Source organism: Nocardia sp. NPDC051750 (assembly GCF_044453135.1).
In the GTDB taxonomy this organism is placed as follows: domain Bacteria; phylum Actinomycetota; class Actinomycetes; order Mycobacteriales; family Mycobacteriaceae; genus Nocardia.
In genome coordinates this window covers 232,399-257,287 of sequence record NZ_JBITCK010000003.1, presented here as the reverse complement: position 1 = coordinate 257,287, position 24,889 = coordinate 232,399, and the positions used below count along the sequence as shown (strand labels likewise).

General features: G+C 68.2%; 26 protein-coding genes and 1 riboswitch. Of the genes, 5 read left to right on the top strand and 21 right to left on the bottom strand.

Annotated elements, in window-relative coordinates:
* Window positions 1-27 precede the first annotated feature (27 nt).
* Genes ACIA75_RS14825 through ACIA75_RS14815 form a run of 3 tightly spaced genes read right to left on the bottom strand, consistent with a single transcriptional unit; the run spans window position 28 to window position 1,794 of the window.
* Window positions 28-696, bottom strand: coding sequence for an HAD family hydrolase (locus ACIA75_RS14825; protein ID WP_397103956.1), 669 nt, complete (start codon window positions 694-696; stop codon window positions 28-30).
* 10 nt (window positions 697-706) lie between these two features.
* Window positions 707-832, bottom strand: coding sequence for a hypothetical protein (locus tag ACIA75_RS14820; RefSeq protein WP_397103954.1), 126 nt, complete (start codon window positions 830-832; stop codon window positions 707-709).
* Window positions 829-1,794, bottom strand: a complete 966-nt coding sequence (locus ACIA75_RS14815; protein ID WP_397103952.1) for an alpha/beta fold hydrolase — start codon at window positions 1,792-1,794, stop codon at window positions 829-831. Before ACIA75_RS14815 ends, ACIA75_RS14820 begins: the two co-directional genes overlap by 4 nt.
* A gap of 54 nt (window positions 1,795-1,848) precedes the next feature.
* On the opposite strand from ACIA75_RS14815, the gene ACIA75_RS14810 reads away from it, so the two are divergent.
* A complete protein-coding gene (locus ACIA75_RS14810; RefSeq protein ID WP_397103950.1) occupies window positions 1,849-2,697 on the top strand; it encodes an SDR family NAD(P)-dependent oxidoreductase in 849 nt (282 codons plus the stop codon).
* 3 nt (window positions 2,698-2,700) lie between these two features.
* On the opposite strand, the gene secG is transcribed toward ACIA75_RS14810, so the two are convergent.
* The 3 genes from secG to ACIA75_RS14795 all read right to left on the bottom strand — a co-directional run bounded on the left by secG (window position 2,701) and on the right by ACIA75_RS14795 (window position 6,148).
* Window positions 2,701-2,934, bottom strand: coding sequence for a preprotein translocase subunit SecG (gene secG / locus ACIA75_RS14805; protein WP_033241645.1), 234 nt, complete (start codon window positions 2,932-2,934; stop codon window positions 2,701-2,703).
* Between the two features lie 112 nt (window positions 2,935-3,046).
* A complete protein-coding gene (locus ACIA75_RS14800) occupies window positions 3,047-4,654 on the bottom strand; it encodes an MFS transporter (RefSeq protein ID WP_397103947.1) in 1,608 nt (535 codons plus the stop codon).
* Window positions 4,655-4,798: 144 nt separating this feature from the next.
* Window positions 4,799-6,148 carry an MFS transporter gene (locus tag ACIA75_RS14795; RefSeq protein ID WP_397103945.1) on the bottom strand — a complete coding sequence of 450 codons (1,350 nt, stop codon included), beginning with the start codon at window positions 6,146-6,148 and terminating at the stop codon, window positions 4,799-4,801.
* A gap of 149 nt (window positions 6,149-6,297) precedes the next feature.
* Between ACIA75_RS14795 and ACIA75_RS14790 the strand changes: the two genes are divergently transcribed.
* Window positions 6,298-7,095: an META domain-containing protein gene (locus tag ACIA75_RS14790; RefSeq protein WP_397103944.1), complete on the top strand. Its 798-nt coding sequence runs from the start codon at window positions 6,298-6,300 to the stop codon at window positions 7,093-7,095.
* Here the strand turns inward: ACIA75_RS14790 and ACIA75_RS14785 are convergent.
* From ACIA75_RS14785 to uvrC, 10 genes are all read right to left on the bottom strand, one after another.
* Complete coding sequence (locus tag ACIA75_RS14785; protein ID WP_397103942.1) at window positions 7,092-7,385, bottom strand: hypothetical protein; 294 nt, start codon at window positions 7,383-7,385, stop codon at window positions 7,092-7,094. The two genes, ACIA75_RS14790 and ACIA75_RS14785, sit on opposite strands and share 4 nt — an antisense overlap.
* Window positions 7,386-7,733: 348 nt before the next feature.
* The gene (gene tpiA, locus ACIA75_RS14780; protein WP_397103940.1) at window positions 7,734-8,519 is read right to left on the bottom strand and encodes a triose-phosphate isomerase; all 786 of its coding nucleotides are present in this window, start codon (window positions 8,517-8,519) and stop codon (window positions 7,734-7,736) included.
* A complete protein-coding gene (locus ACIA75_RS14775) occupies window positions 8,520-9,743 on the bottom strand; it encodes a phosphoglycerate kinase (RefSeq protein WP_397103938.1) in 1,224 nt (407 codons plus the stop codon).
* A gap of 7 nt (window positions 9,744-9,750) precedes the next feature.
* Entirely contained in the window at window positions 9,751-10,770 is a 1,020-nt protein-coding gene (gap, locus tag ACIA75_RS14770; protein WP_063038914.1) for a type I glyceraldehyde-3-phosphate dehydrogenase, read from the bottom strand.
* 100 nt (window positions 10,771-10,870) lie between these two features.
* A complete protein-coding gene (locus ACIA75_RS14765) occupies window positions 10,871-11,188 on the bottom strand; it encodes a helix-turn-helix domain-containing protein (protein WP_397103936.1) in 318 nt (105 codons plus the stop codon).
* Entirely contained in the window at window positions 11,185-11,505 is a 321-nt protein-coding gene (locus ACIA75_RS14760; protein ID WP_397103934.1) for a type II toxin-antitoxin system RelE/ParE family toxin, read from the bottom strand. Before ACIA75_RS14760 ends, ACIA75_RS14765 begins: the two co-directional genes overlap by 4 nt.
* A 134-nt stretch (window positions 11,506-11,639) precedes the next feature.
* Window positions 11,640-12,617: a DNA-binding protein WhiA gene (whiA, locus tag ACIA75_RS14755; protein ID WP_397103932.1), complete on the bottom strand. Its 978-nt coding sequence runs from the start codon at window positions 12,615-12,617 to the stop codon at window positions 11,640-11,642.
* Window positions 12,614-13,678: a uridine diphosphate-N-acetylglucosamine-binding protein YvcK gene (gene yvcK / locus ACIA75_RS14750; protein WP_397103930.1), complete on the bottom strand. Its 1,065-nt coding sequence runs from the start codon at window positions 13,676-13,678 to the stop codon at window positions 12,614-12,616. Before yvcK ends, whiA begins: the two co-directional genes overlap by 4 nt.
* Complete coding sequence (gene rapZ / locus ACIA75_RS14745) at window positions 13,675-14,631, bottom strand: RNase adapter RapZ (RefSeq protein WP_397103929.1); 957 nt, start codon at window positions 14,629-14,631, stop codon at window positions 13,675-13,677. Before rapZ ends, yvcK begins: the two co-directional genes overlap by 4 nt.
* 143 nt (window positions 14,632-14,774) lie before the next feature.
* Entirely contained in the window at window positions 14,775-16,820 is a 2,046-nt protein-coding gene (uvrC, locus tag ACIA75_RS14740) for an excinuclease ABC subunit UvrC (protein ID WP_397103927.1), read from the bottom strand.
* Window positions 16,821-17,257: 437 nt separating this feature from the next.
* On the opposite strand from uvrC, the gene ACIA75_RS14735 reads away from it, so the two are divergent.
* Both ACIA75_RS14735 and ACIA75_RS14730 read left to right on the top strand, forming a co-directional pair.
* A complete protein-coding gene (locus tag ACIA75_RS14735; RefSeq protein WP_397103925.1) occupies window positions 17,258-19,210 on the top strand; it encodes a gamma-glutamyltransferase family protein in 1,953 nt (650 codons plus the stop codon).
* 104 nt (window positions 19,211-19,314) lie between these two features.
* A riboswitch (guanidine-III (ykkC-III) riboswitch) is annotated at window positions 19,315-19,383 on the top strand.
* Window positions 19,384-19,392: 9 nt separating this feature from the next.
* The gene (locus ACIA75_RS14730) at window positions 19,393-19,713 is read left to right on the top strand and encodes a DMT family transporter (protein WP_397103923.1); all 321 of its coding nucleotides are present in this window, start codon (window positions 19,393-19,395) and stop codon (window positions 19,711-19,713) included.
* 165 nt (window positions 19,714-19,878) lie between these two features.
* On the opposite strand, the gene ACIA75_RS14725 is transcribed toward ACIA75_RS14730, so the two are convergent.
* The 4 genes from ACIA75_RS14725 to ACIA75_RS14710 form a co-directional block, all read right to left on the bottom strand.
* Window positions 19,879-20,397 (bottom strand): PH domain-containing protein, encoded by a 519-nt coding sequence (locus ACIA75_RS14725; RefSeq protein ID WP_397103921.1) that lies wholly within the window; start codon window positions 20,395-20,397, stop codon window positions 19,879-19,881.
* A 3-nt stretch (window positions 20,398-20,400) separates the two neighbouring features.
* Window positions 20,401-20,880: a 6,7-dimethyl-8-ribityllumazine synthase gene (gene ribH / locus ACIA75_RS14720; protein WP_397103919.1), complete on the bottom strand. Its 480-nt coding sequence runs from the start codon at window positions 20,878-20,880 to the stop codon at window positions 20,401-20,403.
* Window positions 20,881-20,908: 28 nt separating this feature from the next.
* On the bottom strand, window positions 20,909-22,153 hold the full coding sequence (locus ACIA75_RS14715) for a bifunctional 3,4-dihydroxy-2-butanone-4-phosphate synthase/GTP cyclohydrolase II (RefSeq protein WP_397103917.1): 1,245 nt from the start codon (window positions 22,151-22,153) through the stop codon (window positions 20,909-20,911).
* Between the two features lie 77 nt (window positions 22,154-22,230).
* A complete protein-coding gene (locus ACIA75_RS14710; RefSeq protein ID WP_397103916.1) occupies window positions 22,231-22,851 on the bottom strand; it encodes a riboflavin synthase in 621 nt (206 codons plus the stop codon).
* Between the two features lie 682 nt (window positions 22,852-23,533).
* On the opposite strand from ACIA75_RS14710, the gene ACIA75_RS14705 reads away from it, so the two are divergent.
* A complete protein-coding gene (locus ACIA75_RS14705; protein ID WP_397103914.1) occupies window positions 23,534-23,995 on the top strand; it encodes a hypothetical protein in 462 nt (153 codons plus the stop codon).
* Between the two features lie 37 nt (window positions 23,996-24,032).
* Here the strand turns inward: ACIA75_RS14705 and rpe are convergent, their stop codons facing one another.
* Complete coding sequence (rpe, locus tag ACIA75_RS14700; protein ID WP_397105315.1) at window positions 24,033-24,704, bottom strand: ribulose-phosphate 3-epimerase; 672 nt, start codon at window positions 24,702-24,704, stop codon at window positions 24,033-24,035.
* Window positions 24,705-24,889: the final 185 nt, after the last annotated feature.

The following is a 24,889-nucleotide window of genomic DNA, read 5'->3' as shown; positions in this document are numbered from 1 at the left end:
GCGGCCGGGGAAGATCGACGGGTACTGTCAGCCGATCCCGTGCTCGGCCAGCGCATCGAGTAGTGCGTGCGGCCGCTGCTCGACCGGCAGGGGTTCCACGAGGGCCACCGCACAACCGATTTCGGCGGCGGCGCCGTCGGCCGCACGACTGTCCCCGATCATCAGCACCTCGGCAGGCGCGATACCGATACGGTGACAGGCGGTCTCGAACAGCCGAGGGTCCGGTTTGACCGCACCCTCCGCATACGACAGCACGAATTCCTTCACATGCTCGGCGACCCCGGCCAGTTCGAACACCGGCCGGATATCCCAGGCGATATTGCTGATGACCGCGGTCGGTATCCCGGCCGCCGCCACCGTACGCAGGGCCGCCGCGGTATCCGGGAACGGGCGCCACGCTTCGGCCGACAGCAACTGCTCGTACAGATATCCGGGATTGCCGACTCCGGAACCGCGGAGCACCGCCCGATACAGTTCGCGATGCAGCGGCGGGTCCAGATCCCGCCGGCCCCACGCGTCGCGCAGCTGTTCCGGCAACCCACCCGGCTGCCCTACGGGCGCCGTCATCCGGCGCATCACCTCGGCCTGGGCGTCGCCGGCCAGGGGCTCTCCGTCGTGACCGGTCAACGCATCGAGCACCGGTTCGAAGCGGAACAGGGTGCCGGAGAAGTCGAACAGAACACCGTGAACTGTCATGCCGGCCAGGCTACGGATGCTCCGGAACGCGCGGGTGAACGGTCGTCCGGCCCGCGCCGGGGTCGAGCACATCCGCAGTCTCCGGATGCGCCGATGAGGACGCGAACAGCAGGCCACCCTGGGCCGCGTCGCTCATCGGGTGAGTTCGGCGAGACTTTCCAGCAGGAACGCGTTCACCGCATCGGTAGCCTCCAGCTGCACCAGATGGCCCGCCCCGGGTACGCGCCGGACGGCGCGCAGATCGGGCAGCGCGGCACGCATGGTGTCGAGCGGGTCGCGACCGCTGAATCCCTCCATATCCGGGTCGTTTTCGCCGTAGACGAAATACACCGGCACCGTCGGCGCGGCGCCCGCGTAGTCCGCCGTGAGTTCCCAGTTGCGGTCGATGGCGCGATACCAGTTCAGCCCGCCGGTGAACCCGGCGCGTTCGAAATCCGCGGCGAGGGTGTCGAATTCGGCAGTCGAGAGCCAGGGCCACGGTAGTTGGGGCGCCTGCGGCAGGGCATCGATATAGCGGATTCCGGGCGGGTGCTGCCAGACGTCGAGATAGTGGAAATCCCCGCTCAGCGCGTAATACACGCGGGAGAGGAATTCGCGAGGCTGCTCGGCGAGGTGCACGTCGGCGACGCCCGGTTCCTGGAAGTACTGCAGGTGCAGGAAATGCCGTTCGGCCATTTTCGCCCAGTAGTACCCGGGTGGCTTCGGGGCGCGGGGGGCGAAGGGGTTGTTCAGCACGACCAGGCCGCGTACCCGTTCCGGTGCGCGCAACGCCAGCTCCCAGAGCAGCGCCGCACCGAAATCGACGCCCACGAATACTGCCTGATCGGCGTCGATATCGTCGAGCAGCGCCAGCAGATCGCCGATCACGGCCTCGTTCGTGTACTCGTCGATCGATTCCGGTGCGTCGGTGCGGCCGGCGCCGCGGAGATCGGGGGCGATCGCCCGGTAGCCCGCCGCCGACAGCGCGGTGACCTGACGATGCCAGACGTATCCGGTGTGCGGGAACCCGTGACAGAAGATCACCGGATGACCCCCGCCCTGTTCGGCGATGTGCATGCGCACGCCCCCGGTGTCGACGAACCGATGTGTCGGCGCCACGGAACCTCCCGAGTACTAGAACGCGTTACAGTTTCACGGTAACGTCCCGGGACTGTGAGCGGAATACCACACCCCCTGAAGGACCGAATCGCAGTGGTCACCGGCGCGAGCCGCGGGATCGGCAAGGGCATCGCACTGGAATTGGGCGCGGCCGGCGCGACCGTCTACGTGACCGGACGATCGCAGCAACGCGGCAAGCTCCCCGGCACCGTGGCCGAAACCGCCGCACAGATCGACGAGCTCGGCGGCACCGGTATCCCCGTTGTCTGCGATCACGGCGACGACGACGCGACGGCGGCGCTCTTCGAGCAGATAGCCACCGAACAGGGCCGGCTCGATGTGCTGGTCAACAACGTCTACAACTCCCCCGCCGCCGCGCGCTGGCTGGGACGCAAGTTCTGGGAGGTACCGCCGAAGGCCTGGGACGAAACATTCCAGATCGGGGTGCGGTCGCATTACGTGGCCAGTGTGTACGCGGCGCCGCTGCTCCTCGAAACGGGTGGGCTGATCGTCAATGTGTCCTCGCCCGGTTCACAGCGCTATATGCACAACGCCGTCTACGGTGTCGCGAAAACCGCGCTCGACCGGCTCACCGCGGACCTCGCGCACGATCTGGCCGATACCGAGGTCACCGCCGTGTCGATCTGGCCGGGCATCGTGGCCACCGAACTCCTGCAGCTGGTACCCGCCGACGCCGAGGGCAAGCGTGTGGTCACCCTGCCCGGTGAGGGCAGCTTCGATCTGGACGAGGCCGAGACTCCGCGCTTCGCCGGCCGCGCGGTGGTCGCGCTGGCCGCCGATTCGAATCGGCAGAAGCGCACCGGGAAAGCCTGGAAGGTGGCCGATCTGGCCGCGGACTACGGGTTCACGGATATCGACGGGCGCGTGCCGCGGCACGACTGACCGTCAGGCGAACTTGATCTCGAGCCCGATACCCAGGATCGCGATGAACCAGACCAGCCCGGTGAAGACGGTGATGCGGTTCAAGTTCTTCTCGGCAACGGTCGAGCCGGACAGCGCCGACTGCGTCCCACCGCCGAACAGGCTGGACAGACCTCCGCCCTTGGCGCGGTGCAACAGCACCATCAGCACCAGCAGCAGGCTGGTGACGATCAGGAGGATATCCAGGAACATCCGCATGCCGGACAGTCTAAAGGGTGCTGCTGGGCGGAGCCCATCAGGTCTGCACACGGCCGCAGCGGAGGCGGAGCTACGCACAACGCGCACGGCCGCAGCGGAGGCGGAGGTACGCCTATGCCCGGGGATCCACTGACACCAGGTGGGTGAGCGTCTCGTCGTGCGCGAACTCGGCGACCGCGCGTTCACGCATCAGGTCCTGGGCGGTGAGCCGCACCTTGTGCTGCTGCATATGTTCCGACCACGAGCGCACCACGAACGCCTCGACGTAGCGGTCCTCGGCGCCCACGTCCCGGTACAGCCGCCACTCCATCGCGCCCGTGCGCTGCCGGGACCGGCCCACGAACCCCATCGCCGCCAGGAACTCCGGCACCTTCGACGGTGGCACGTCGTAATCCTTCAGGACCAGCACCGGGCCGTCGTCCGGCTCGGGTTCGACCACCAGCTGCGGTTCGGGCCAATAGGCGTGCGGTGTGAGGTCGAAACCGGCGGCGAACTGGCGCATGGGCAGCCAGACCGCGCTCAGCGCGCATACCCCGAGCAGTGCGCCGGCGACCAGCAGGGCCGTCACCGCACCGAAGGCACCGGCGATCAGACCCCACACCACCGAGCCGATCGCCTGGCCGGCCATGAAGACCAGCATGTACACCGACAGTCCGCGCGCCCGCACCCATCCGGGGAGCAGCAGCTGCATCGTGGCATTCATGGTCGAGAGGGTCAGCAGCCACGCCGCACCCGCGAAGACCAGCAGGATCAGCACCAGCGCCTCGGTCCGCAGCAGGGCTGTCCCACAGGTCGCGATCCCGAACATCAGCGCGGCGGCGGCCACCTGCTGGGTCGGGGTGAGCAGGGCCCGCACCCGCGCCAGGCTGACCGCGCCGAGCACCGCGCCCACTCCGAGCGCCCCGAGCATGATGCCGTAGCCCGAGGATCCGAGGCCCAGCCGATCACGCGCGATCACCGGGAGCAGCGCCCACAGCGCGCTGCCGGGCGCGACGAACAGGATCGTGCGCAGCAGCACCCGCCGGATGGCCGGTGCCGACTTGATGAACCGGGTTCCCGCCTGCAGTGCCGCCAGGGGCCGTTCGCTCGGGAACTCGCGATCTACTTTCGGCCTTCGCCAGAGCAGGAGCGCGGCGACGATGGCGCAGAAGGAGAAGGCGTTGAGAGTGAACACCAGGGCCGGTCCCGACAGCGCGACCAGCACGCCCGCGATCGCCGGTCCCACCGCACGTCCGATGTTCATGTTCATACTGCCCAGCGCCGCGGCGGACGGAATCTGGTCACGCGGGACCAGTTCCGGCTGGATCGCCTGCCAGGAGGGAGCGACCACAGCTTGACCGCACCCGAGCAGGAACAACAGCGTGAGCAGCACCGAGGGGGTGGTGTGCCCGGTGGCGGTAGCGATCGCGAGGACCGACGCCAACATTGCCATGGTGCATTGCGCGCCCAGCAGCAACCGCCGGCGGTCCAGCAGATCGGCCAGCACGCCGGACGGGATGGACAGGATCATCACCGGCAGCGTCGTCGCGGTCTGCACGAACGAGACCAGCGCGGCCGCATTCGGTTCGTCGACGAGAACCCACTGCGCCCCGACCATCTGCATCCAGGTGCCGAGATTGGATACCAGCTGGGCGATCCACAGCGCGCGATAGACCGGGGAACGTAGCGGCGCCCATGTGGAAACTGGTTTCGGCGCGGCTGTGGTCACTCGGCACAGCATAGCGTCGCGCTCTGACCGGACTCGCGGCGAAGGGCCGCGGAGCGGGGCCGGGGAGTCCACTGCGGGCGCACCGGGTCCGGGGCGCTGGATGTCACCGGGCGGCGATCCGCCGGTCCGCCGGACGGGGCCCCCGGCACTGCCCGCTTACACTGTGAGCCGGTCTTTTTCACTGATGAACACCGTGGCGATCACGCTCACCACCGCAGTGGCCACCAGGTACCCGCAGGCGAGCCAGGGTGCCGAACCGCCGGCCGCGATCAATGCTGTGACGATCATCGGGGTCAGGCCCGAGGCGTAGATCCCGGAGAACTGGTAGACGAACGACAGTCCCGTATATCGCACCTCGGGCGGATACAGGCCGGCGTACAACGTGCCCTGCGCCCCGTAGAACAACGCATGCGCCACCCCGAACACCGCGACGATCGCGAGAGTGAACACCACGATGTTCCCGGTCTCGAAGAGCAGGAAGACCGGGTACACCAGCACCCCGTAGGCCGCTATCCCGGCGATATAGACCCGGCGCGGCCCGAAACGATCGGTGAGCAGGCCGGACACCGGGATCAGCACGGCCATCACCACGGCCGCCAGGGTGACGGCCAGCAGCACCGGAACCTGTTCGAAGCCCAGCTGTCCGGTCGCGAAACTGATCGCGAACACACCCCAGGTATTGAACGCCGCGCCCTCGCCCCAGCGCGACAGCAACCCGAGAACAGTATTGCGCCGGGCACGAGCGTTGCGGAACAACTCGACGACAGGCACTTTCGATATCCGGTTGAGCCGGTCCACCTCGCGGAACGCGGGCGTCTCGTCGATCTTCAGCCGCACCACCAGCCCGATCAGCACGAGCACCACGCTGGCGCCGAAGGCGATCCGCCACCCGTAGTTCAGAAAATCATCTTCGCTCAACACCGTCCGCAGCAGCGCGAACACACCGGTACCCAGCGCGAGGCCCAGGGCGAGCCCGACCTGCGGATAACTACCGAACAACCCCACTTTCCGCCGTGGGCTGTGCTCGACGGCCAGCAGCACCGCGCCGGCCCATTCCCCGCCGAGCGCGAAACCCTGCAGCATGCGCAACAGCAGCAGCAGGATAGGCGCGGCGACACCGATCGCGGCAGCGGTGGGCAGTACACCCATCAGGGCGGTGGAGCCGCCCATGATCGCCATCGTCAAGGCGAGCGTTCGCTTCCGGCCGATCCGATCGCCGATATGGCCGAATACGAGTCCGCCGACCGGCCGCATCAGAAAACCGACGGCGAAGGTCGCGAACGACAGCATGGTCCCGACGAACGCACTGTTGTCCGGGAAGAACAGTTTGTCGAAAACGATGCCCGCCGCGGTGGAGTAGAGGAAGAAGTCGTACCACTCGACGGTGGTCCCGATGAGGCTCGCCACCACAGCTTTTCTGGTATCGGCGGCGGCGAGCCGGCTGTCGGCGTGCTCGGCCGAGTCCGCCGTGCGGCCGGGCGCCGCCGCGGTGTCCAGCAACGACATGGTGTCCCCTTCGGTACGGCAGCGACTCGACGGGTGAGGATAGGGCGGGACGGTGCACGCCGGCAGGGTTGAAATCAGCGAGATCCGAGGCGGCCCGGACCGGATGTCGCCACCCGGGTCGCCCTCGTGCTCCGGGTAGCATCGCCGTCATGCCGGGACGAGCACTCCGATTCGGTGCGGCCTTATCGCTGATCCTGCTGGTGTCGTCAGCGTGCGGGAACGGCGATTCCACCACCCCGGAATCCGAGGCGAGCCCGATGGGCACGACCTATCTCTCGACCGAGGTGACCGGCACCCCGATTCCCGGCGGCGGGCCGCTCACGCTCGATTTCGCGGACGGCCGGATCACCGCGGACGCCGGATGCAACACCCACAGCGGTGCGGTGGACCTGCGCGACCACGTGCTGCACGTCGCCGAACTGGCGAGCACTCTCGCCGCCTGTCCCGGTGAACGCGCGGACGCCGATGCCTGGGTGGGCGATCTCCTGCGCGGGGACCCGACCTGGGAGCTCGACCGCGACCGGCTCACCTTGTTCGGCAAGAAGTCGACTGTGGTGCTCACCGACAAGAAGGTCGTCCAGCCGGACCGGCCGATTCGCGGCACCGAATGGGTCGTCACCACACTGCTGACACCGGATGCGCGGATCCAGTCCCGCACGATAGACGAGGTCCGGCCCACGCTCTCCATCGCTGAGGACGACGGTCTCACCGGATTCGCCGGCTGTAACCGCATCACGGGTCGCGCCGTCGTCACCGACACTCCCGCCGGCGCCGATATCGCCTTCACCGCCGCCACCACCCGGATGATGTGCGCACCCGAGGTCATGGAGGTGGAGCAGGCGGTCCTCGCCACCCTGGACGGCACCGCACAGGCCACCGTCGACGCCGATGTCCTCACCCTCCGCAACCCGAACGGCCACGGTCTGACGCTGCGCGCCCAGGTCTAGCGGCTGAATACCACGCTCTCGAACGCCCCGGTCTCCGCGTCCATGGGCACGCCCTCACAGTTCGGGCCGGGGAATGCCGCCACGTGCATATCGGTGTCGTTGGTGAGGACCCCGGCGGCGCCGGGGGTGTTGTAGCACCGGTCGGAGTCCAGATCGTTCAGCACGGACGGGCCACCGATCTGCGAGCGGTAGACGAATTCGCCGGGGGCCGCGTGGGCCCCGGCCGTCACGGTGAGCGCGATCGCCGCGCCGGCGGTGACGGCGCCCAGGGTTTCGACGATATATCGCACGTGCGCTTCCTCTCGTCGGAGTTGCAGGCTGCTCACGTCCAGCACCGCAGTATTCCGGATAGCCGGCCGAAACTCCGGTAGCCGGCCCACACCGCCCGTCGATGGGCCCGTCGCGGTCCGTAGCTCAGGAACGCCCAGCGACGGCAAGCGCAGACCGGGTGGCGAAATCGCCACCCGCGGGCGATGCTCGAGCCACCCGAACCGATCGGGTCTCCTCAGCCTGCACCACACCGCCTTCACGCTCGCGATCATCAGCTTGCTGGGCGCTGCGGCCTTCGGCTTCCGGGCACCAGGACACGACGAGGCCCGCCGGGCCGGAACCCGGCGGGCCTCGTTTCGTTCACCTGCTCAGGGCAGGGGCCCGCCCGCGGCGATCGCGGACAGGGTGGCGAACTCGTCGCCCTTGAGCGAGGCGCCGCCGACGAGGGCGCCGTCGATATCGGTCTGCTTGGTCAGCTCGCCGACATTCTTGGCGTTCACCGAACCGCCGTAGAGCACCCGCACGGTCTCGGCGACCTCCGGGCCGGCCAGCTGCGCCAGCTCACCGCGGATGGCCCCGCAGACCTCCTGCGCATCGGCCGGGGTGGCGACCTTCCCGGTGCCGATCGCCCAGACGGGCTCGTAGGCGATGACGACCTTCGCGATCTCCTCGGACTTCAGCCCCTTCAGCGAACCCCGCAACTGCTCGAGGTTGTACTCGACATGGGTGCCGGCCTCCCGGACGTTCAGGCCCTCACCGATGCAGACAATCGGGGTGACCCCGTGCTTCAGCGCCTGCTTCGCCTTGGCGAGCACCGTGGCATCGTCCTCGTTGTGGTACTGGCGGCGCTCGGAATGCCCGACCACCGCGAACGCGCAACCCAGCTTCGCCAGCATGGCCGCGCTGACCTCACCGGTGTAGGCGCCGGATTCGTGCACCGACACGTCCTGCGCACCGTAGGTGATCCGCAGTTTGTCGCCTTCGACCAGCGTCTGCACGCTACGCAGATCGACGAACGGCGGGATCACCGTCACATCGACCTTGTCGAAGTACTTGTCGGGCAGCGCGAACGCGATCTTCTGCACCAGGGCGATGGCCTCGAGATGATTGAGGTTCATCTTCCAGTTGCCCGCGATGAGCGGTTTCCGGGCCATCTAGGACTCCTCAGCGTCGTCGAGCACGCTGATACCGGGCAGCGTCTTACCTTCCAGGTACTCCAGCGAGGCGCCGCCACCGGTGGAGATATGCGAGAAATCGCCCTCCGGGATACCGAGCGCACGCACGGCCGCGGCCGAATCACCACCGCCGACGACCGTGAACGCGCCCTTACCGGTGGCCGCCGCGATGGCCTCGGCCACGCCGCGGGTGCCCGCCGCGAACTTGTCGAACTCGAACACACCCATCGGGCCGTTCCAGAACACCGTCCGCGCCTCGGTGAGCAGCGCGGCGAAGCGCTGCACCGATTCGGGACCGATATCCAGGCCCATCCAGCCGTCGGGAATCTCGTGGGCCGGCACGATCTTCGATTCCGCGGTGGCGGAGAAGGAATCGGCGACGACGATATCGCGGGGCAGATGGATCACATCGGCGTAGCGGTCCAGCAGGCCCTTGCAGGTATCGATCATCTCCTCCTGCAGCAGCGAGGAACCGACCGGCAGACCTTGGGCGGCGAGGAAGGTGAAGCACATCCCGCCACCGATGACCAGGGTGTCGACCTTGGGGGCCAGCGCTTCGATCACGGCCAGCTTGTCCGATACCTTCGACCCGCCGAGCACCACCGCGTACGGGCGGTCGGTGGATTCGGTGAGCTTCGCCAGCACATCGGCCTCGGCCGCGACGAGTCCGCCGGCGTAATGCGGCAGCGCCTTCGCGACGTCGTACACCGACGCCTGCTTGCGATGCACCACACCGAACCCGTCGGAGACGAACGCACCGTCGTCGCCGACCAGTTCCACCAGGGCGGCCGCCAGCTTCGCCCGCTCCGCGTCGTCCTTGCTGGTCTCGCGCGGATCGAAGCGGATGTTCTCGAGCAGCAGCACATCACCGTCGGTGAGACCCTCGGACCGGGCCAGCGCGTCCTGCCCCACCACGTCACCGGCGAGCTGCACATTCCGGCCCAGTTCGGCCGCGAGCCGGGTAGCCACCGGGGCCAGCGACAGCGCGGGATCCGGTGCGCCCTTCGGGCGGCCCAGATGGGCGGTGACGACGACCTTGGCGCCGGCTTCCACCAGCGCGCGGATCGTCGGCACCGAGGCGATGATCCGGCCCGGATCGGTGATCTCGCCGTTGTCGAGGGGCACGTTGAGGTCGGAGCGCACCAGGACGCCGCGGCCCTCGACGCCCTCGGCGAGGAGATCGTCCAGAGTTTTGATGCTCACGCCGGACCTACAGGGACTTGCCGACGAGGCCGATGAGGTCGGCGAGGCGGTTGGAGTAGCCCCACTCGTTGTCGTACCAGGAGTAGACCTTCACCTGGTCGTCGATCACCTTGGTCAGCGGCGCGTCGTAGATCGAGGAGTGCGGATCGGTGACGATATCGCTGGAGACGATCGGGTCGACGCTGTACTTCAGGATGCCCTTCAGCGGACCCTCGGCAGCCGCCTTGAACGCCGCGTTGATCTCGTCGACCGTCGCCTTCTTGGCCAGGTCCGCGGTCAGGTCGGTGATCGAGCCGGTGGGAATCGGCACCCGCAGCGAGTAGCCGTCGAGCTTGCCGTTGAGTTCCGGCAGCACCAGGCCGATGGCCTTGGCCGCACCGGTGCTCGTCGGCACGATGTTCACCGCCGCGGCACGAGCCCGGCGCAGATCCTTGTGCGGGCCGTCCTGCAGGTTCTGATCCTGCGTGTAGGCGTGGATGGTGGTCATCAGCCCCTTGACGATGCCGAACTCGTCGTTCAGCACCTTCGCCAGCGGGCCCAGGCAGTTCGTGGTGCAGGACGCGTTGGAGATGATGTTCTGGCTGCCGTCGTACTTGTCGTCGTTGACACCCATCACGATGGTGATGTCCTCGCCCTTGGCGGGCGCGGAGATGATGACCTTCTTGGCGCCCGCAGCCAGGTGCCCCTTGGCCTTGGTGGCGTCGGTGAAGATACCGGTGGACTCGACCACGACATCGACACCCAGATCGCCCCACGGCAGCGCCGCCGGGCCCTCCTTGATGGCCAGCGCCTTGATGCGCTGGTCACCGACCACGATGGTGTCCTCGCCGTCCAGCGACACATCCTGGGGCAGCCGGCCCAGGATCGAGTCGTACTTCAGCAGCGTGGCGAGGGTCGCGTTGTCGGTGAGGTCGTTGACCGCCACGATCTCGATATCGGTGGTGCCGAGCGCTTTCTGCGCCTCCACCGCCCGGAAGAAGTTACGTCCGATACGACCGAAGCCGTTGATACCTACCCGGACAGTCACGTTTCTCGCTCCTCAGCTGTCAAGCGGATGATTCCGATGCTCCACTCACACTAATGCCTTCGGGTCACCGCCCCGACAGCCACCTCGGCCGCCGCGGTATTCACGCGATTGCCGCGATATCCCCGTTGTCGAAGTAGATGGCCTGATGCAGCTCGCCACCCAGCGCGGCGGCATAACGGGTGAGCACCTCTTGTCCAGAGATGTCGCCCTGCTCGATATGGGAAACCCGGCCTTTGGTGACCCCCATCCGCTCCGCGACCTGTTCTTGTGTCAGCCCTCGGGACCGCCGTATTTCGGCCAGACGCTGTCCGAGCACCTCGGCCAGGAGCTGTCTTTTTCCTTCCGCAACGGCCGCTTCGCCGCCGGCTCGTTCGACATGTTCGGAACGGATATCTTTCCAGCGTCGGTAACCCGTCATAGCGCATCCTCCTCTGTACGGGTCTTGACATAGTCGGCGTACCGCCGTTCAGCAAGAGGTATGGCATCCACATACCACTCGCTCCAGCGATTTCGCTTATCCCCCGCAACGAGCAGGACACTCGAACGCCAGGGATCGAATGCGAACAGAATTCTCGTGGTGCCGGCCCGCAACTCTTTCAGGTTCTTCAGCGCCGACCCTGTGATCCCATCGACGAGAGGACGCCCGAGCCCCGGCCCTCCCTCGGCCAACGCATCCAATGCGTGCACAACGCGCGCATGCGCGGCCGGATCGAGACCATCGATCCACTCGAGCACCTCGTCGACGACGTAGATCTCCCACTCGTCACCACATGCGAAGTATATCGAAAGATATACCTGGCTGAAGATCGAACGAGCCTTCGGTCGGGTCGGCTGCTGACGCCAACCGTCTGATCGTCGGCAGCCCTCGCTTACGCGTCGTCGAGCAGCTCCGCCGTCACCGCCGACTCCGTATCCGGGACCCCCAGCTCCTTGGCCCGCCGGTCCGCCATCGACAGCAGACGCCGGATCCGGCCGGCCACGGCGTCCTTTGTCATCGGCGGATCGGCGAGCTGCCCGAGTTCTTCCAGGGATGCCTGCCGATGCTCGACGCGCAGCTTTCCCGCTGCCGCCAGATGATCGGGCACATCGTCGCCGAGGAGTTCCAGGGCCCGCTCTACGCGCGCTGCCGCCGCGACCGCAGCCCGCGCGGACCGGCGCAGGTTCGCATCGTCGAAGTTGGCGAGCCGATTGGCGGTGGCGCGGACCTCACGCCGCATCCGCCGTTCTTCCCAGGTGAGCCGGGTGTCCTGGGCCCCCATCCGGGTGAGCAGCGCGCCGATCGCCTCACCGTCGCGGACCACCACCCGGTCGGTACCGCGGACCTCGCGCGCCTTCGCCGAGATGCCGAGCCGGCGTGCCGCCCCTACCAGGGCCAACGCCGCTTCCGGCCCGGGGCAGCTCACCTCGAGGGCGGAAGAGCGACCGGGTTCGGTGAGCGAGCCGTGGGCCAGGAAGGCCCCGCGCCAGGCGGCTTCCGCATCGGCGACGCTGCCGCCCACCACCTGGGCGGGCAGGCCGCGCACCGGCCGGCCGCGGACGTCGAGCAGCCCGGTCTGGCGGGCCAGGGCCTCGCCCTCCTTGGCGACCCGGACCACGTACCGGGAGGATTTGCGCAGGCCGCCGGCGCTGAGCACATGCACATCCGACCCGTATCCATAGAGTTCGAAGATCTCCCGCCGCAGCCGCCGCGCAGTGGATCCCATATCGACTTCGGCTTCGACGATCACCCGCCCACCGACGATATGCAGACCGCCGGCGAAACGCAGCAGGGCGGACAGTTCGGCTTTGCGCGCACTCACCTGTGTAACGGCGAGCCGGCTCAGCTCGTCTTTCACTTCGGCTGTCATCGCCACGAGACGTGCTCCTTTCCACCCAACCCTGACCGCACATCCTGACCCATGTGCCGGCCCTCGACTCGAAGCCCCGGCAAAGCCGGCCGGGGCTCGTGGATCAGTTGATCCAGTGCGGCGGCGAGCTTTCCGGCATCGTGCCGGGCCGTTCCCGCGTCGGCGACATCGGAAAAGACTACTCGCGCCCGCAATTGCCCCGCAGCCCTGGCGACATGTTCACGCTCCCGCCCTTCCGGCACGCACCCGGAATCGACCAGGACTTCGTCGACCGCGAAATCCGGTGCGTGCTGGGACAATACATGCAGATGCCGTTCGGCGGAGAAACCCGCCGTCTCGCCGGGCTGCGCGACGAGGTTCAGGATCAGCACCTTACGCGCCCGGGTGTAGACGAGCGCGTCCCGCAGGCCGGGCACCAGCAGATGCGGGATGACACTGGTGAACCACGACCCCGGTCCGAGGATCACCGCGTCCGCCCGGTCGATGGCCGCGGTGGCCTCGGCGCACGCGGGCGGGTCCGCGGGCAGCAGGCGCACCCGGCGGACCTTGCCGGGGGTTGTGGCCACGGCCACCTGCCCGCGGATACAGCGGCTCACTCGCGGGTCCGCTTCCAGACCCGAGACGTCGGCTTCGATATCCAGCGGGATGGTCGACATGGGGAGCACCCGGCCGCTGATACCGAGTAGTTCGCCGACCTTGTCGAGGGCAGCCACCGGATCGCCGAGTACCTCGGTGAGGCCGGCCAGCAGCAGATTGCCGACGGAATGCCCGGCCAGCGCACCGGTGCCGCCGAAGCGGTGCTGCACGGTGCGGGTGAGGACGCCGTCGGCATCGGCGGCGAGTGCGGCCAGCGCCATGCGCAGATCGCCGGGCGGCGGAACGCCCAGTTCCCGGCGGAGCCGGCCGGAGGATCCGCCGTCGTCGGCGACGGTCACCACCGCGCTGATCCGCCGGGTGAACCGGCGCACCGCGGACAGGGTGGCGTAGAGGCCGTGGCCGCCGCCGAGCGCGACGACAGCGGGACCGGAGGGTTGTGCGGGATCGGCGCCGGAGCTGCTCATTCGCGCCCCAGATCCCGGTGCAGCACACGAACCGCGTCCACCGGGCCGTCCTCACCATTGTCGATCTTGGTGCCGGTGAGTTCACCGAGGGCCTCGGCGATCGCGACACTGCGATGTCTGCCGCCGGTACAGCCCACTGCGACGGTCATGTATCGCTTCCCCTCTTGGCGGTAACCCTGGGTGGTCAGCTCGATCAGGTGGTCGCAGGTCCGCAGATAGTCCTCCGCACCCGGACGCGACAGCACATAGTCACTGACCACCGCTTCCTGACCGGTGTGCTGCCGAAGTTCCGGTACCCAGTGCGGATTGGGCAGAAACCGCACATCCAGCACCATGTCCGCGTCCAGCGGGACACCGTACTTGAATCCGAACGATTGGACCGTCAGCTGCAGTGCGACGGGCGTGCCGCCCCCGTAGACCTCTTCGAGTTTGCGGTGCAACTGGTGGATCGACAGCTCCGTGGTGTCGATGACCACATCGGCCGCGGATTTCACCCCGGCGAGCCGGACCCGTTCGGCGGCGATCCCCGCGGACAGGGTTCCGTCGGCGCTGTCGTTCTGCAAGGGGTGGCGCCGCCGGGCGAAGCCGAAACGGCGGATCAGCACATCGTCGGACGCTTCCAGGAACAGGATCCGGGTGGGCACACCGCGGGTCCGCAACTGTTCGGTGACCGCGGGCAGATCGCCGGTGAAGAAACGGCTCCGCACATCCATCACGATCGCCAGCCGCCGGATCGGCGGATCCGCCGAGGCCCCGAGCTCCACCATCCGGCCGATCAGCTCGGGCGGCAGATTGTCGGTCACGTACCAGCCGAGATCCTCCAAGACCCGCGCGGCGGTCCCCCGCCCGGCACCGGAGAGTCCGGTCACCAGCACAACCTCGACCGGGGTTGCCGAGCCCGGGTCCCCACCCGGCACCACTTTCGTACTGTTGTTCGATTCGACGCGAGTCATGTACCACCCGGATCTTGTTCGGGAATGCGTTGTCGGTCACCCAGCTGTAGGCCTGCACCCGCTCGCTGCCACGGGGGCGCAGGAACAAACGTACGTGACCCGGGCCGATCACCGCGCCGTTGCACCGAACGCCGCGCCGGACGCTATCGGTCGTGCAGGGCGGCCAGTACCGCCTCCGCGGTCGCCCGGCCGATCCCGGGCACCTCGATGATCTGGTCGACGGTGGCCTCTTTCAGCCGGGCCACCGAGCCGAAATGCGTGACCAGCGCGGTCCGCCGGGCCGCGCCGAGCCCGCGCACCGAGTCCAGCGCCGATGCGGTCATCCGGCGGGATCGCTTACTGCGATGGAAGGTGATGGCGAATCGGTGGGCTTCGTCACGTACCCGTTGCAGCAGGTAGAGAGCCTCGCTGGTGCGCGGTAACACCACCGGGTCCGGTTCGCCCGGCACCCAGACCTCTTCGAGTCGTTTGGCCAGGCCCACGACGGCGACATCGGTGATGCCCAGTTCGTCGAGCACCTCCGCCGCGGCCGCCACCTGCGGCGCGCCGCCGTCGACGACATACAAGTTCGGCGGGTAGGCGAATTTCCGGGGCCGTCCGGTCCTCGGGTCGATCCCGGGACGCGAGATGAGCTCCTCCTCCTCCCCGAGATCCGCCGCGACTCCCGCGACCTCGAAGTCCGGCACCGGCGCCGTCCCGGCGAGATCGGCCTGTTCGGCGGCATCCCGTTCCCGGCGCAACCGCAGGAACCGGCGCCTGGTCACCTCGGCGATACTGGCGACATCATCGGAACGGCCCTCGCCCGCGGCCTCCTTGATCGCATAGTGCCGGTAGTCGGATTTCTTGGGCAGACCGTCCTCGAACACCACCAGCGACGCCACCACATCGGTGCCCTGCACATGACTGATATCGACACATTCGATCCGCAGCGGAGCGGTATCGAGATCGAGCGCGTCCTGGATATCCTGCAAGGCCACCGACCGCGAGGTGAGATCGCCGGCCCGGCGGAGTTTGTGCTGGGCGAGGGCCTCCGCAGCATTGCGGGTGACGGTATCGGCGAGGGCTTTCTTGTCGCCGCGCTGCGGGACCCGCAGCCGCACGGAACCACCCCGCAGCTGCGACAGCCAGCGCTGCACCTCGTCGGCATCGGCGGGCAGTTCCGGAACCAGGACCTCCCGCGGTACCACCGCCGCCGGCTGATCCCCGGCGGTCTGCGCGGCGACCGCGGCCTGCTCGCCGTAGAACTGGGTGAGGAACTGCTCGACCAGCGCGGCGAGTTCACCCCCCGGTTCCGGGGTATCCGCCGCATCGCCGGATTTGTCCACCACCCAGCCGCGCTGACCGCGTACCCGGCCGTCGCGCACATGGAAAACCTGCACCGCGACCTCCAGGTCGTCACCGGCGAAGGCGATCACATCGGCATCGGTCCCGTCACCGAGGACGACGGCCTGTTTCTCCAGCGCCCGGCGCAGGGCCTGCACATCGTCGCGCAGCCGCGCCGCGGTCTCGAAATCCAGGTCCCCGGACGCGACGTGCATCCGGCGTTCCAGTTCCTTGACCAGCCGGTCGGTGCGCCCGGCCAGAAAGTCGCAGAAATCGTCGACGATGCGCCGGTGCTCGGCCGCCGATACCCGGTCCACACAGGGCGCCGAACATTTGTCGATATAGCCGAGCAGGCAGGGGCGGCCGATCTGCCCGTGCCGTTTGAACACCCCGGCCGAACAGGTGCGGGCCGGGAAGACCCGGAGCAGCAGATCGAGCGTCTCCCGGATCGCCCAGGCATGCGCATAGGGCCCGAAATAGCGGACCCCTTTCTTGCGCGCGCCCCGATAGACGAAAAGCCGCGGATATTCCTCGTTCAGCGTGACGGCCAGCACCGGATAGGACTTATCGTCGCGATAGCGCACATTGAACCGGGGATCGAATTCCTTGATCCAGTTGTATTCCAGCTGTAGCGCTTCCACCTCGGTGGAGACCACGGTCCATTCCACACTCCCGGCGGTGGTGACCATCTGCCGCGTCCGCGGATGCAATGCGGCCACATCGGCGAAATACGAGTTGAGCCGGTTGCGCAGACTTTTCGCCTTGCCGACGTAGATGACCTGCCCGTAGGAGTCCCGGAATTTGTAGACGCCGGGTTCGAGCGGAATACTGCCCGGCTGCGGCCGGTACGTCGCGGGATCTGCCACGCATCCAGCGTAGTAGCGGCCTCGGACAGACTCCGCCGCCGGTCGGCGGTCGGTGCGGTTCCTGCCGGCCGGGACGGCCCGCAGCGTGCCCCCGGCGGCTTCCCGCCCTCCCCACAACAGGTCCACCACTGGCGGGCTGCGCCCGCGGCGACCGAGCCGGACAACACGACGGCGCGCGGCTCCGGCTTGTAGTTCGGACAGGCTGTGGGTACTCCGTACCGGCGGATACGGCCGGCGCCCGGTCAACGGACGCCTCGTCGAGCACTCGTCGATGGCAAGGAGCACCAGGGTCGCCTGTGGTCGCGCTGCGCAGCGCCCGGCCTGTTCCGGTGGTCGCGGCGACCGGAACAGGCCCGGATCACAGGCCAGGGGTACCAGCGAAACCGCGCCCGGTGGTTCGCCTTCATATGTCGCCCCGGACCGCTACAGTGCGGAATATGCGCCCGATACAACGGATTCGGTACGCGCTGGCGGTTTCGGCGCTGCTCGTGGCAGGTTCACTCAGCGGATGCGGGGACGAAACCGGCGCCGCCGGGCCGTGCGTACCGGCGCCGAACGGAACCCCGGTCACCACGGCCCCGGGGCCCGGCACCGCGGCACCCGCCACTCGCGATCTGGCGACCAACCCGGAGATCGCCTCGGGCTACCGCAGCGATATGGCCGCCGTGCGCACCACCGGATACGCGGTATCCACCGCGAACTCGCACGCGACCCGGGCCGCCTGCGAGGTGCTGCGCGCGGGCGGTACGGCGGCGGACGCGCTGATCACCGCGCAGACGGTGCTCGGGCTCACCGAACCGCAGGCGTCCGGTCTCGGCGGCGGGGCGTTCCTGCTGTACTACAACGCGGAGAACGAGACGGTCGAGGCCTACGACGGCCGGGAGACCGCCCCGGCCGCCGCGACGGAGAACTATCTGCGCTGGATCAGCGATACCGACCGCACGGAACCGCGCCCGGACGCACGGGCCAGCGGGCGGTCCATCGGAGTCCCGGGGGTGGTGCGCATGCTCGGCATGGTGCATGCCGACCACGGCCACACCGAGTGGCGTGAGCTGTTCGACGCCGCCGTCGCGCTGGCGGACCAGGGTTTCGAGATCAGTCCCCGGCTGGCCGGCCAGATCGCCGAATCCGCGTCGGAGCTGGCGCGGGATCCGGGCGCCGCCGAGTACTTCCTGAACCCGGACGGCTCCCCCCGGGCCGCGGGCACAATGCTCACGAACCCGGCGCTGTCCAAAACCCTCGGCACCCTCGCCACCGAGGGAGCCGACGCGTTCTACACCGGCCCACTCGCCCAGGACATCGTCGCCGCGGCCGGTACGAGCACCGGCGGGCGCACTCCCGGCGCGCTGACGGCCGCCGATCTCGATGCCTATCGAGCGGTGAAGCGGACGCCGCTGTGCACCGATTACCGCGAGCACGAGATCTGCGGAATGCCCGGACCGTCGTCCGGTGGTATCACGGTGGCCGCGACCCTGGGCATTCTGGCGAATTTCGATATCCCCGCCCTGCCCCCGGAGCGGGTGGACCGCAACGGCGGAGTCCCGCCCGCCGAGGCCGCGCATCTGATCGCGGAGGCCGAGCGGCTCGCCTACGCCGACCGGGACAAGTACATCGCCGACCCGGATTATGTGCCGCTGCCGGGTAATTCGCCGGATACGCTCGTCGATCCGCAGTACTTGCGGGAGCGGGCCGGTCTGATCGATCCCGGTCGCAGTATGGGCACCGCGCAGCCCGGTGATTTCGGAACGTCTCCGCTGGGTGCCGGGCCGCAGCAACCCGAGCACGGCACCAGCCATATTTCGGTGGTCGACTCGTACGGCAATGCCGCGGCCATGACCACCACTGTGGAATCGGCATTCGGTTCGTTCCATATGGTCGACGGTTTCCTGCTGAACAATCAGCTCACCGATTTCGCCGCCGACCCGCTCGGCGCCGACGGCGCGCCGGTGGCCAATCGGGTCGAACCGGGCAAACGCCCGCGCAGTTCCATGAGCCCGACCCTGGTCTTCGAACGCGGTGACGGCACCGGGCCGGGCGCGCTCACCCATGTGGTCGGCTCCCCCGGCGGGTCGGTGATCATCCAGTTCGTGGTGAAAACCCTTGTCGGCATGCTGGATTGGGGCCTGGATCCGCAGCAGGCGGTGTCCGCGGTGTCGTTCGGTGCCGCGAACACCCCGGTCACGGGCGTCGGCGGCGAGCATCCGGCGATCGATACGAGCGACGACGGCGCCCACGACCCGCTGGTCACCGGACTACGGGAACGGGGCCATCAGGTATCGGTGGCCCCACAGACCAGTGGGCTCAGCGTGCTGGCCCGCGACGGCGAAATCGGCTGGGTGGGCGGCGCCGATCCGCGGCGCGAAGGCGAGGTACTCGGCGACACCCGGTGACCTGGGGACTCGGCTCGGCTACGGAGACCGCCGGCCGGTTGTGACCTACCTCGCCGGAGACGCAGGGAAAGTTGCCACGCGGTAGCGGGTGTGCGATTTTGGAATCAGAGCCCGCGATGCGGCGGGCTTCCGGACGAGAGGGTCGTACCCGGCGTGCGACAAGACGACCCACGGAGGTCGTCATGTCGTTCTCGTGGGTCGTGCTCATCGTGTCCGGGGTTCTGGAAGCAGTTTGGGCCACCGCCCTGGGAAAGACCGAGGGCTTTTCCAAATGGCCGCCCACCGTCCTGTTCGTCGGCGCGCTGATCGCCAGTATGGCCGGGCTCGCCTACGCCATGCGCGATCTTCCGGTGGGCACCGCGTACTCGGTATGGGTGGGTATCGGCGCGGTGCTTACCGTTGTCTACGCCATGGCCACCGGGGAAGAACCGGTCACCGTTCTCAAAGCCGTCTTCCTGGTGATGATCATCGCGGGAGTGGTCGGGCTCAAACTCGCGCACTGATCGCCCGGGGCCGCCGGAAGCACCGCTCCGGCGGCCTCGCCCGGTGCTTCCGCCGTGTACCGTCGTGCCGGGAAGCGCGGCTGGGCGGTGGCCGCCCGGTGCGCTCCCGGATCTCGGGCTCGGCCGACAGCGCGCCCTTGTCGACGCGTTCCGGGCGAGAAGGGTTCAGTCGCTTTCGGTATATTTCGCGCCCAGTTCGCGGAGCCGGTCGAGCGCTGCCGCGGCGCGGTCACCGTCGTTGGAGCGGATGGCCAGCATGGGCACGTAATCGTCGTTCACCAGTTCCAGCCGGGCCCAGGCCTTGTGGTCCGGAAAGGACACGCCCCGAACATGTTTCCACTCGAATTCGTTGTCCCCGAGCACATTACGCACCACCACGCCCCGCTCACCGGCGCGCACCCGCGGCCGGGTGAGCAGCAGGACCGCCGCGGCGCCGAAGATACCGATGGCCGCCATCGCGAACTGGTCCACCACCCGGAAATTCACCCCGGTGTAGTCCACCCGCAGGAACACCCCGAGCAGGACGAACGACACCACCAGGAAGATGGCCACGATCACCGCGGTCCGGCGCGCCTTACGCGGCCGGACCTCGAACTCCCACCCGGCCGGCTCCGGCACCGCGGATTCGGCCCGCTTCGCCGGCGCGGGGCTCGCCCCGCGCCGCAGGATCCGTCCCACCGGCATGACTCAGCCCGCCGCGCGGAGCCCGCGCAAGGTCAGGGCGGCGTCCAGCGCGGCCGCGGCCGCCTGTTCGCCTTTGTTCTCCACCGAATCCGGCAGGCCCGCCCGGTCCAGCGCTTGCTGCTCGTTGTTCGTGGTGAGCACGCCGTTCGCGACCGGTGTGCTCTCGTCCAGAGACACCCTGGTCAAGCCCGCGGTCACCGCGTCACAGACGTACTCGAAGTGCGGGGTGTCACCGCGGATCACCACACCGAGCGCCACCACCGCGTCATGGGTGCGGGCCAACTCCTGCGCCAGCACCGGCAATTCCATGGCACCGGCACAGCGCGCGACGGTGACGTGCCGCACCCCGGCGCCCGCGGCCACCCGTTCGGCATTGGCGACCAGGGTGTCGCAGATCTCGGTATGCCAGCGGGAGGCGACGATCGCCAGGCGCAGGCCCTGAGCGTCGGCCAGCGCGAAATCCGGTACTCCGGTGCCGCTCATCGGTTTCCGCCTTTCGATACGGCCACGGTCATTGCGCCGTCTCCCCGAGGTCCAGATCGTCCAACCCCACCAGGTCGTGGCCCATCCGATCGCGTTTGGTGCGCAGATAACGCAAGTTTTCGGCGTTGGCCCGGACCGGCATCGGCACCCGTTCGGTGATCCGCAGTCCGTAACCGTCGAGCCCGACCCGCTTCGCCGGGTTGTTGGTGAGCAGCCGCATCGACCGCAGTCCGAGATCGACCAGGATCTGGGCCCCGGTGCCGTAGTCGCGGGCATCGGCGGGCAGACCGAGCTCGATATTGGCGTCGACCGTATCGTGTCCGGAATCCTGCAGCTGGTAGGCCTGCAGCTTGTGCATCAGGCCGATACCGCGACCCTCATGCCCGCGCATGTACAGCACCACGCCCCGGCCCTCGGCGGCCACCATTTCCATGGCGGCATCCAGTTGCGGCCCGCAATCGCAGCGCAGCGATCCGAAGACATCGCCGGTCAGGCATTCCGAATGCACCCGCACCAGAACGTCCTCGCCCTCGCCGATATCGCCGCGGACCAGCGCGACATGTTCGACGTCGTCGTAGATGCTCTGATAGCCGACAGCGGTGAACTCGCCGTGCACGGTGGGGATACGCGCCTGCGCGACCCGCACCACATGCTTCTCGTGCTTACGCCGCCAGGCGATCATCTCGGCAATCGAGATCAGCGCCAGTTCGTGTTCGTCGGCGAAGACCCGCAGCTCATCGGTGCGGGCCATATGCCCGTCTTCCTTCTGACTGACGATCTCGCAGATCACGCCCGCGGGGCGCAGCCCGGCCATTCTGGCCAGGTCCACCGCGGCTTCGGTATGCCCGGGGCGGCGCAGCACTCCGCCGTCCTTGGCGCGCAGCGGCACCACATGCCCCGGCCGGGTGAAATCGTTGGGTTTGGCGTCCATATCGGCGAGCAGGCGGATCGTGGTGGCGCGGTCGGCGCCGGAGATACCGGTGGTGACGCCTTCTCTGGCATCGACCGAGACGGTGTAGGCGGTACCGTGTTTGTCCTGGTTCACCGCGTACATCGGGGGGAGGCCCAGACGGTCGCAGTCGTCGCCGGTGAGCGGTGCGCAGATGTAACCCGAGGTGTAGCGGATCATGAAGGCCACGAGTTCCGGGGTGGCTTTCTCCGCGGCGAAGATGAGGTCGCCCTCGTTCTCCCGGTCCTCGTCGTCGACCACGACGACCGGTTTACCGGCCGCGATATCGGCGACCGCGCGCTCGATGCTGTCGAACCTGGTCACGTCTGCACTGCTCCATCTCGATTGGTCCTGATCACACTACTGGGTAGGCCCGTCCCGTCCGGGCGCGGCCGGAGGTATCAGCCGCGTTGCCGGAGGCGCTCGACGTACTTGGCGATCACATCGACTTCGAGGTTGACGACGGCCCCCGGGGTGGCCGCACCCAGGTCGGTGAGGCTCAGCGTGGTCGGGATGAGCGAGATCTCGAACCAGTCACGGGTACCGTCGGCGGCCGGTGTTTCGGCGCGGCCGAGCCCGGACACGGTCAGTGAGATGCCGTTGACCGTGATGGAACCCTTCTCCACCACATACTTGGCGATCGCATCGGGCAGCGAGACCCGGACCACTTCCCAGTTCTCGCCGGGCGTCCGGGTGAGGATGATGCCGGTGCCGTCCACATGTCCCTGGACGATATGGCCGCCGAGACGGCTGTTCACGGCGGCGGCACGTTCGAGATTGACCCGCGCGCCCGGACCGAGGCCCCCGATGCTCGACCGGCGCAGCGTTTCCCCCATCACATCGACGGTGAAAGCATCGTCGACAACATCGACAACTGTCAGGCACACCCCGTTGACCGCGATCGAATCGCCGTGCCCCGCATCGGAGGTGACCAGCTTGCCGCGGATCGTCAGCCGAGCCGCGTCGGTCAACTGTTCGCAGGCGACGATCTCACCCAGTTCCTCGACAATGCCTGTGAACATGCCTTCTCCCGTTCGCATCGGTGTTCCGCATCCGGAACGGCGGGAGCGGTACCGAATATTCCCAGTTCGCCGTCCACAGCCAGACTAGTGGGCGCCCGCGGCGCACAACCACGCCGTCACCCGGTGTGTGGAACACGGCTGGCTCCGGCAACCCGGCCCGCCTCGCCGGAGGCCGTCACGATCCGCATCGATCCGGAAATTTTCCGATCAGGCGATTGTCATCACATTCCCGCAAAAACCGGCAGAACACCCTCCGACCGGCCCGTACCTGGTACGGACCAGTCCAGGAAACCTCCGCTTTTCCCGGCCGAGATCGCATCGAAACCCGAAATGTTGCTCGATTTGCACGCTCACACCGGCTAACGCAATATTGTGAGGTGACCGGTTCACCGACCTCGACAGCGGGCGGCGCAGCCGGGCGCAGCGTTCCCACGATGACGGCCACCGCCGCGGAAGACCGTGCGCCACAAGCCTTCACGAACAACTGGATCAGACCTACGCCGAGGGCCGCCCGGGTCCGCGGCGGGTCGGCGATCCGGTGTCCCTCGGCCCAGCGACAGTGTTGTCCGGGCATCGGATCCCGCGGTGACAGCGCGAACGGATCCGTGCGACCTCCACCTGCCCCGGAAGTCCGCGCCCCCGCCAGGCACGTCCATTCACTCGAGGAAGCCGAACCCCCTCAATGACCACATTCACCGAGTCCACCTTGGAGCGGCACTGCCGGCGGTACCGGGAGAAGGATCTGTTACCTGCCGTGGTCGATCCACTGTCGCGGCGGATCATGCTGCATATCGGCGCCGCCTATGGCGCCGTCACCATGCCCACCGAACTCGGCGAGTCGGTACTGCAACGATTGCGGGTCGCCGGGATCGCCGGTCCCGTCTTCGCCCATCCGCGGGCGCTGCGCTGGACGTTCCTCACCGGCCCCACCCGGCACGATGAATTCCCGGCCACCGCCGCGGCCGAACTGTTCCGCCGCTATACCACCGTGGCCGGCACCGGGAGCCAGATCGTGCTGCCCTCGGCCGAGGACGAACTCAGCGGGTATCGCCTGTGGGTGGCCGGGCCGGACGCGCTCGGCACGCGGCCGCCGCAACAGGCGGTGATCGACGCGGTATGCGAGGCGGGGCGCCGCGGCCGCTGAACGCGCGGCCCGGTGCCCGGAGTCGCTGCAGCCCGCGTCAGTGCGCGGCGTGGTGCGCCGACCGCGCGGCAGCCGCCTGGCTGCGCAGTGTCTCCACGGTCGCGCCGGGGTCGGCGGTGTTGTACACGGCCGACCCGGCCACGAAACAGTCGATCCCGGCCTCCGCGGCCTGTTCGATCGTTTCGGCATTGATCCCGCCGTCGATCTCCACCACCAGCCGCAACTCCCCGGCATCGACCAGCCGGCGTACGACGCGCGCCTTCTCCAGCACGTCGGGAATGAACGACTGACCACCGAAGCCGGGCTCGACACTCATCACCAGCAACGTGTCGAAATTCCGGAGGATCTCCAGATACGGCTCGATCGGGGTATTCGGCTTCACCGACAACCCGGCCTTGGCCCCGGCCGCCCGGATATCCCGCGCCACCGCCACCGGATCGTCGGTGGCCTCGGCATGGAATGTCACGTTGTAGGCGCCCGCCTCGGCGTACGGCGGCGCCCACCGGGCCGGATCCTCGATCATCAGGTGGCAGTCCAGCGGAATATCGGTGGCCTTCAGCAGGCTCTGCACGACCGGGAGCCCCAGGGTCAGATTCGGTACGAAATGCGCGTCCATGACATCGACATGCAGCCAATCCGCACTCGCCACTGCCCCGGCCTCCTCGGCCAGCCGCGCGAAATCCGCGGAAAGAATGGACGGAGCGATCATCGGGGCAGCCGGACGGGTGAACGTGGGCTCGGACGCAGTCACAGCGCCGCAGTCTAATGGCCGCCGTCGGCTCCCTTGAATGCACCCAGCGCACCACCGAGACCGGTGGGCCGTCGACGGATTGCAGCACCCGCCGGACAGAACGTCCCCAGGTGGCGCCCGAGGTTCTGGACCAGTCCCGCTCG